The sequence below is a fragment of the Paenibacillus solisilvae genome, from assembly GCF_042656405.1.
GTDB classification, from domain to species: Bacteria; Bacillota; Bacilli; order Paenibacillales; family Paenibacillaceae; genus Paenibacillus_Z; species Paenibacillus_Z solisilvae.
The window spans coordinates 23,062-29,924 of sequence record NZ_JBHSOW010000109.1; the positions used below are offsets into that span (position 1 = coordinate 23,062).

5 protein-coding genes are annotated in these 6,863 nt (G+C 48.4%); 4 read left to right on the top strand and 1 reads right to left on the bottom strand.

Going from position 1 to position 6,863, the window contains the following annotated elements:
* Window positions 1-148 precede the first annotated feature (148 nt).
* Window positions 149-910, top strand: a complete 762-nt coding sequence (locus tag ACFPYJ_RS28420) for a sugar phosphate isomerase/epimerase family protein (RefSeq protein ID WP_379191626.1) — start codon at window positions 149-151, stop codon at window positions 908-910.
* Between the two features lie 167 nt (window positions 911-1,077).
* Here the strand turns inward: ACFPYJ_RS28420 and ACFPYJ_RS28425 are convergent, their stop codons facing one another.
* On the bottom strand, window positions 1,078-2,052 hold the full coding sequence (locus ACFPYJ_RS28425) for an aldo/keto reductase (RefSeq protein WP_379191627.1): 975 nt from the start codon (window positions 2,050-2,052) through the stop codon (window positions 1,078-1,080).
* Window positions 2,053-2,565: 513 nt separating this feature from the next.
* On the opposite strand from ACFPYJ_RS28425, the gene ACFPYJ_RS28430 reads away from it, so the two are divergent.
* From ACFPYJ_RS28430 to ACFPYJ_RS28440, 3 genes are all read left to right on the top strand, one after another.
* The gene (locus ACFPYJ_RS28430; protein ID WP_379191628.1) at window positions 2,566-3,168 is read left to right on the top strand and encodes a sigma-70 family RNA polymerase sigma factor; all 603 of its coding nucleotides are present in this window, start codon (window positions 2,566-2,568) and stop codon (window positions 3,166-3,168) included.
* 155 nt (window positions 3,169-3,323) lie between these two features.
* Entirely contained in the window at window positions 3,324-5,195 is a 1,872-nt protein-coding gene (locus tag ACFPYJ_RS28435; RefSeq protein ID WP_379191629.1) for a cache domain-containing sensor histidine kinase, read from the top strand.
* A 37-nt stretch (window positions 5,196-5,232) separates the two neighbouring features.
* Window positions 5,233-6,213, top strand: a complete 981-nt coding sequence (locus ACFPYJ_RS28440; RefSeq protein WP_379191630.1) for an ABC transporter substrate-binding protein — start codon at window positions 5,233-5,235, stop codon at window positions 6,211-6,213.
* Window positions 6,214-6,863 lie beyond the last annotated feature (650 nt).

Consider the following 6,863-nt stretch of genomic DNA (forward strand, 5'->3'; position numbering starts at 1 on the left):
ACGAGAGCCGTTCGTTTCGGATGCTCTTTTTTGTTTGGTCATAGCGGAATAGAAATGAAAAAAGGTATCAATATGGCTATGTCGAGGTCTATAATAGGATTGGTAGCGTTTGCATATATCAAATCTTACATTGGAGGACTGGAATCTTATGGTTTCGTTTGGTTGGTGTAGAGGAATTGAGGATGCTGCCCGGCTGCAGGCGGCAGGGTATGATTACATTGAATGTACAGTAACAGGACTGCAATTGGAAAATCAGCAGGAGCATGCAAAGCTGCTTGCACAGTATGCGGACAGCCCGCTTCCTGTGCAGGCGGTTAATATCTTTTTTCCCGGGGATCTGCTGATCGTAGGGCCGACTATCGATGAGAATCGGCTTTCGAGGTATGTGGCGAAGACGGCTGAGGCCTTGCACAAGATCGGCACGAAGATCGCCGTACTTGGAAGCGGGAGAAGCCGCCAGATACCGGAAGGATGGTCCGCTGCAAGAGCGGAGGAGCAGTTCGTCAAGCTGCTGGAGCGTGTGGCGGATGAGTTTACGGGAACCGGTGTTGTGCTGGCGATCGAGCCGTTAAACCGCCAAGAATGTAATTTTATCAACAGTGTCGCTGAGGCAAGCCGGTTTGCCAAGTGGCTGAACAGGGATACAATCCGGATACTTGCAGATTTTTATCATATGGAAATGGATCAGGAACCGTTAGAGACGATGCTCGAACACAAAGATTGGCTCGCTCACATCCACGTTGCGGATACAGGACGCCTATCGCCGGGTACCGGTACATATCCCTATGACGAGTTTGCCAAGTACTTGACACAAGCGGGGTACAACGGGAGAATCTCAGCGGAATGTACGGTCAAGGAGAATTCCGAATTCGACGGTAGTCTGGCTTTCTTGAAGAAAAAGTTTAACTGACAGCCTGATCACCCCGGCTCTGTATAAGTTCCCCTTATAAGAAAGCTGGCACCCATCTCCCGAGTTGACCGGGATAGGATGCCAGCTTTTTTGTGTGCCGATCTTATCGGAATCAGAATAAAGATCGACTTTTCTTGATTGGTCAGCACTTGAGGTTCGTTTGCCGGTTATGGCATATTCACGCCGCGGGAAGCGGTGTACAGCGCATACCATTCTTCGCGGGTCAAGCTGATTGTGATTGAATCCCGGCAAGCCAGGATCCGCTCTGGATTAATCGTACCGATAACGGGCTGAATACCAGCCGGATGTCTCATCAGCCAAGCGAGCACGATAGACTCGGCAGTCGTATTCTTCTCTTCCGCCAGCTTCTGAACGAGCTTTGCAGTAGCCTTGACTGACTCGCTCTCGTTCTTCAGGTCACGGCCGGAATAAATACCTTGAGCAAGCGGTCCCCAAGATTGCAGCTGAATATTCTCCAGTCTGCAGTATTCGAGTGTTCCTTCCGGGAACACATTGTTCTTCGCCGCTTCTTGGTTTACATGTACACCCGTTTCCACGAAGCCGATTTTCTTCAGGCTCATTTCCAGCTGGTTCACGATAAACGGCTCATCGGAGTACGATTGCAGCAGACGAATTTGGCCTTGGCTCATGTTCGATACGCCGAAGTGACGAACTTTACCGGAAGCTTTCAGCTTATGAATCGCGCTTGCTACTTCCTCCGGTTCAACGAGTGAATCCGGGCGGTGGAGCAGAAGAAAGTCGATATATTCCGTTCCAATGCGCTCTAGAATACCGTCTACACTGCTGAGAATATGGCTCTCGGAGAAATCGAAACGATGCGGGTTCGCCTCATCGCCGAAACGGATACCGCATTTGGATTGAATGAGAATTTGCTCGCGCAATCCCGGACGCTCCTTCAACACTTGTCCAAAGACCTGCTCGGCCTTACCTCTCGTGTAGATATCCGCATGGTCGAACATATTAATGCCGATCTCAAGCGCAGCATCCAGGGCCGCATGCCCTTCTTTCAGATGATCAGCTGTAATCGGGGTCTGGTCCCAACCGCCGCCAAATCTCATACATCCAAGAACGAGCTGGCTTGCGTTAATGCCGCGAGTTTTTAAAGGAATCGATTTCGTCATTATGTACCTCCAAGGGCAGGATTACTATTCTTGTACTTGTATCATTATGAAGGATGCCTGCCCCAAATAAAAGTAGTGAAAATATAGTTATGAAATGATACAAGGTATACATAGTGAGTGAAAGTATAGCGCGCCCGCAGCTCGTAGAATCTGGCCAAAAGGTAGACAACGGTCCGGCTTCTGCAGCGATCAATTCCGAAGCACAGGCCAAAAGCCGCTCAAATTCTTCCATAAACTTACATGGGATACCGGTTTGGCGGTGACCTCCTGATCATCCACCCGAACGCAGCCAAAGCAGAGTAAGAAAATGGCATTTCTCTGGATATTACAGGGAATAAAGCCCGTCCTGCTGCGCATCTGCCGGGGTTCAAGGTGCACGGAGACTGATTCCGGAATCATGTTCACGGGTAATTCATAAACTTCTTCGAAACGCATGCTTTTTCAGATGCGTTTCTCATTTTTCCTGTTATAATAGGAGTAAAGAAGGATGACGGGCAGTAGAGGAGAATTGCGGTGAATGAGGCTCAGTTGGTGATGCTGTCGAGGCAGGGCGATCAAATCGCTTTTAACAAGCTGGTTGACTTATACAAGGATAAAATTTTTAATATGGCGCATCGGATCCTTCGCAGCAAGACGGAGTGTGAGGATGTCGTCCAGGAGACCTTCCTGAAAGTGTATTTGAATCTGAACCGTTTTGACGAGAACAAACGGTTTTCAACATGGATTTTTCATATCGGCAAGAACATCTGCCTGGATTTGCTGCGTAGAAGAAAGGCGCCTTCGCTGCCGCTTGATCAGCCGATCGTTGCTCACTCCGACCAGAGTCTGTCCCTGCATGATGTCATCGCGAATCCGGCTATGTCTCCGGAAGGGGAAGTGATTGAACGGGAATTCTCCGATAAGATGGCGGAGATGATCGATAAGCTGCCGGATAAATATAAGAGCGTTGTTTACCAGCGTTACGTGCTGGAGATGTCGATGGAGGATATCGGACGTGCGAATAATATCCCGGTTAATACCGTCAAATCCCGTATTCACCGCAGCAAAGATTTCATGAAGAAACGGTGGGGGAAGACACTCCTTATTTATTCTTCATTGATGTTCAGTTTCTTATGATCGGCCGATAGGAGCAAGAGCAAGCCTTTAACGGCGCCAGAACAGGCGCTTCGTTAAAGGCTTGTACTGTCTTTATGGACTTCAATAGGCGGTATTGCTATATTGGGAAGATCTCAGATTCGCTAACAGATTGATTACTTAAGGAGCCTGTGCTTATGTTTCTTGGCAGAAGATTTATTCAATGGGGCTCGAAATTCTCTGACAGCCCGATGGAACGCAAATTATTGATCGTGTTTATCCTGCTTGTCACCCTGCCGCTCACCTTCATCGGGGCCGTTTCGTACCGCAATTATTCGGATTCGATCGAACAAAACACGGTGAGTTATTCAACGAATTCACTCACCAGCATGATGGAACGGGTGGATGATTACATCGAAGATATGGTGCGGATCTCCTCGGTTCCGGCTTATCAGGAGGAACTCAAGACCTATTTGAGCCGATCGAATACGTATTATGAGCAGCGCTCGCAGGTTACGAATGGGGATGAGTCTATGATCGGACCGTCGGATCTCGATTTGCTGTCGATTCAGCGCGGCATTCAAGGGAATATATTGTTTATTAATAATATCAAACGCGGGGAAAATTCGGTTTATATATTCGATAAATTCGGAAACGGCTACTACTCGCCCGAGGCAGGGGCCATCCGCCTGGATATCCAGGACAGCTATAAGCTTTGGAAGGCTAAGGTTGAGAACTCCAGTGGCGAGGCGCTGCTGTTAAGCACACAGAAATATATGACCAGTTTGAAGAGTGAGCGATATGTCTTCACCATCGTACGCAAAATTTACGATACGGCGCTCAATGATATCGGCATGATCGCAGTAGATGCGAATATCAGCGTGATTGAGGATCAAATCACGAAGCTGGACAAGGTCACGCATGGGAAGTCGTTTATTATTGATGCCGGGGGCAATGTTATCTATAACAGCGACAAGAAGCTCCTTGCTGCGAATATCAGCGACCGGCAGATGGTGAAGGAAGCAACCGACAAGAACGGGAGCTTCTATTTGACGGAGGACGGCGAGAAATATTTGTATATTTATACCTCCTCCCCGAATACGGATTGGAAAGTATTCATTTCGATCCCCGCAGGGGAATTGACCAGAAACTCAGTCGTTATCCGCAATGTGACGTGGATTGCTACGTTCCTGACGATTGGAATTGCAATGCTCATCTCGATCTTCTTCTCCTTCGCGCTCACGAAGCCGCTTAGGGCAATGATGCGTTTGATGAGACGCGTGCAGGAAGGAGATTTCTCCGTTCAATTCCCGGTGAAGCGGCGGGACGAAATTGGACAGCTCGGCAGCCAGTTTAACCATATGATACTGCGAATTGATCATCTCATTCAGGATATTTATCTGATGCAGACCAAGAAGAAGAAGGCGGAGATGCATGCGCTGCAAAGTCAGATTAATCCGCATTTTATGTACAATACGCTGGAAGCGATCCGAATGTCGGCCGAACTGAATGATGATATGAATACAGCGGATATGCTGTCTATTCTCGGACGCCTGCTGAGGTACAGCATTGGGGACCTGCAGGAGGAAGTCACCTTAAATAAAGAGATCGGTCATATGCGGTCCTTTATTGATCTATTGAACTACCGCTACCCGGACAGGTTCGAGCTGTTTATTGATGTCCCTGAAGAACTGAAGCATTATTCGACCATCAAGCTGATTTTGCAGCCGATCGTGGAGAATTCCATCTATCACGGAATGGATGACAATAAACCGAAGATGAGAATTGCAATCGCAGCGGATCAGTTAAAGGGCTTCGTCCGCATTCGAGTGTCGGATGACGGACTGGGAATGAATGAGGAGACACTGGATCGTTTAAACGGAATATTGAACGGCAGCGTTCAACACCAACCGGACGGGCAGAGAGGCGGCATTGGTCTGAGGAACGTAAACGAGCGCATTATGCTTCATTACGGCAGTGCCTACGGGCTGAAAGTAAGCAGCATACCCGGTAACGGAACCGTGGTGACTTTCCTGCTGCCGCTGGAGGAGGAGATCAGCTATGACTAATGGAATCAGACAACTCGTACTTCTTAGCATCGTGATGATGCTGGCCTGTGCCGGTTTCCTGACAGGCTGCAGCCCGGCCGGCTCGAATAAGACGAACGATCAAGCCGCTGGGAATGATTCTGATGCAGAGCCCCCTCAAGAGCATCATCTGCATGTTCTGACGAACCGGGTGGATTTAATCGAAAATGGTGTTTTTAAACGGTATGCAGATGCTTTTGAGCGCAAGCATCCAAGTACAGTCGTAGAATTTGAAGGTCTTACGAATTACGCGACGGATATTCTTGTCCGTTTGTCACTGCGGAACTTGGGTGACGTCCTGCTGCTTCCCAACAGTTTGGCTAATCAGGAATTGAGCAAGTACTTTGAGCCCCTCAAGCCAGGTATGTTCAAGCATCTGCGGTTCGCTGATTTCAAGGAATATGAAGGAATGCGTTATGGAATTGCAACGGGCGCTTCCACGGAAGGAATCGTTTATAATAAACAAGCGTTTGTTAAGGCTGGAATTACGGAGATCCCAACGACGCTTGCAGCGCTCTATGAAGCTTGTGAGAAGCTGAAAAAGGCAGGCATCGTTCCGATTTATCTGAACTACGGCGCTCAGTGGCCGCTGCCTGAATGGGGAGAGACGCTTGTCAGCTTCATGACCGGCAACGCCAATTATTTGAATGAAATGGTCCATACTGACAGACCTTGGCAGATCAGCAATGCATGGGGACAAGCGGTAACGATCGCCAGAACCCTGATACAAAGAGGTTACGTGGAGAAGGATTTGTTCTCGAATAATTGGGAGCTGTCCAAGAGCGAAATCGCAGAGGGCAAGAGCGCCATGTACTTTACAGGCAACTGGGTCATTAAGCAGATTTTTGAGGCTGGGGGCAAATCCGAGGATATCGGGTTTTTCCCGTTCCCTTACGACAATCAGACCAAGCATTACGCTCCGCTCAATCCGGATTGGTTCATCGGTATAAACAAATTGAGCGAGAACCAGACCCTTGCTCAGGAGTGGGTGGACTACTAGGCGATTTTTTACAGGAGTGGCTTGTCACTCCAGATTTGAAGCTGGCCTTTGAGTTATTCAATGACAAGTGGCAGGAAGCAAGGCGGGCTCTGCAAAGCCCTGGCCAGCTACCCGGCGAGATACAGAAGTAAATGATCCCGGGATAGATGTGCACGGTGAATGGTAGAAGGAGCGCTTGAAGCCAAAAGGGATTAAAAGGGTTAATTCTTGACAATTAGGCTCTAGTTGCTCCTTAAAAAAATGGCTGTACAGTTCAAGCTGAACTGTGCAGCGATTTTCTTTTTTCGAAGGTTCACCGCGGTCTGAAGGTCTTCTGTTGTATGAAGGTCTACTGTTGTCTGAAGGTCTACTGTTGTCTGAAGGTTCACCGCTGTCTGAAGGTACTCGTGCGGAGCTGATCCGCGGCGTCGTTGATGACATAAACGAAGATGGTTATGTGGAAAGGCTTATGGAACAGCCCCGCCATCTTTGCACTTCCCTGCCTATCTATTGCATAAGATATCTGATACATCTTAGCCTAGGCATTCTGGGTAGTTAAGCTCGAAGAATCTGAGTTGATCGTCAGCTGCAGGAACCACGCTTTATACTGGAATTCGTACAGTTAAGAGAGTGCCATCCGCTTGAGGCTGCCTCTATACTGCAATCCATAC

Bases quoted from the DNA above. Each gene is read 5' to 3' on its own strand.
- ACFPYJ_RS28420 (WP_379191626.1), top strand. From the start codon at position 149: ATGGTTTCGTTTGGTTGGTGTAGAGGAATTGAGGATGCTGCCCGGCTG.
- ACFPYJ_RS28425 (WP_379191627.1), bottom strand. From the start codon at position 2,052: ATGACGAAATCGATTCCTTTAAAAACTCGCGGCATTAACGCAAGCCAG.
- ACFPYJ_RS28435 (WP_379191629.1), top strand. From the start codon at position 3,324: ATGTTTCTTGGCAGAAGATTTATTCAATGGGGCTCGAAATTCTCTGAC.
- ACFPYJ_RS28440 (WP_379191630.1), top strand. From the start codon at position 5,233: ATGCTGGCCTGTGCCGGTTTCCTGACAGGCTGCAGCCCGGCCGGCTCG.